The sequence below is a fragment of the Rheinheimera soli genome (assembly GCF_021290985.1).
Classification (GTDB): domain Bacteria; phylum Pseudomonadota; class Gammaproteobacteria; order Enterobacterales; family Alteromonadaceae; genus Pararheinheimera; species Pararheinheimera soli.
In genome coordinates this window covers 1-1,095 of the sequence record NZ_JAJOYU010000091.1, presented here as the reverse complement: position 1 = coordinate 1,095, position 1,095 = coordinate 1, and the positions used below count along the sequence as shown (strand labels likewise).

The following is a 1,095-nucleotide window of genomic DNA, read 5'->3' as shown; positions in this document are numbered from 1 at the left end:
TGTGATTTTGCTCGTGTTGCTGCATTACACTCTATTGGTTTACTCGTCATTGATGAAATTCAGCATCTTGACTTAAATACCAATAATTCCGCAGAGGAGATTTTACAATTTTTTATCAAATTGACAAACATAATTAAATTACCCATTTTGTTTATCGGAACGCCAAAGGCTTATAAACTTTTCTCTCCACTGATGAGCTCTGCTCGCAGATCAGCTCAAGTTGGTAGCCTTAACTGGGCAAGATTTAATAACTCAAACAGAACAGAAAAAGGCACAGAATGGGAACGTTTCTTTGAACGTTTGTGGTCGTTGCAATGGTTTAAATCGCTTCAGCCCTCAACTTCTCGCATGCAAGAGTTATTCTGGGATCTTTCACAAGGGATTGCCCATGTTGCTGTGGCACTTTTTTATCTATCTCAAACTCGTGCTATAACGTTAAAAAAAGAACACATTAGTGAAGATATAGCGTTACAAGTTTTTAACGAAGAATTGCATATGATCAAACCCATGATTAGTGCTTTGCGAAGTGGCAGAGAAGATGAGATTGAAAAATTTACTGATCTTGAAATCCCTAAATCAATTTTTGTTAATAATGCTGAAACATTCCCGAACAATACACAGGCCTCGCGGCCAGCAGAAAATAAAGATGATACTCCAACAGTTTTAGATAAGTTGACTAATATGCTCATTGATATGGGTATTGGTGAAGATATCGCCCCTATAGTGGCTGAACAAGCTGTTTCAGAATTACCAAACGGTAATCTTTTTGACTTAGTGGCGCATATTAAAAACCTAAAAGAAAAACCACCTGCAAATAACAAACCCAATAAATCAAAAACCGTCAAATTGGTGCCTGCTTATGTAGCAGGCGACTTAAGGTTAATGCATGATAAAACTGGCAAAACATACAGCACGATGAAGAAGTCTGGAGTAGTGCTCAATATTTCTGATTACTTTTAGAGTGGCATTTTGTGCCTGATTTTACTGACTATCCAGCTTAAAGTTTACTAATCTAACTGGACTTGACTGTCATATCGAATAAGGAAAAAACCACATATCAGATTAGGGCCTGTTGATCTTTGCTGTTCATAATTC

At 37.1% G+C, this 1,095-nt stretch carries 1 protein-coding gene; it reads left to right on the top strand.

The features are described from left to right. Positions 1 to 960, top strand: a 960-nt coding sequence (locus tag LSG37_RS21125) for an ATP-binding protein (protein ID WP_233081982.1), incomplete at its 5' end; no start/stop codon positions are given. Between the last annotated feature and the right edge of the window lie 135 nt (positions 961 to 1,095).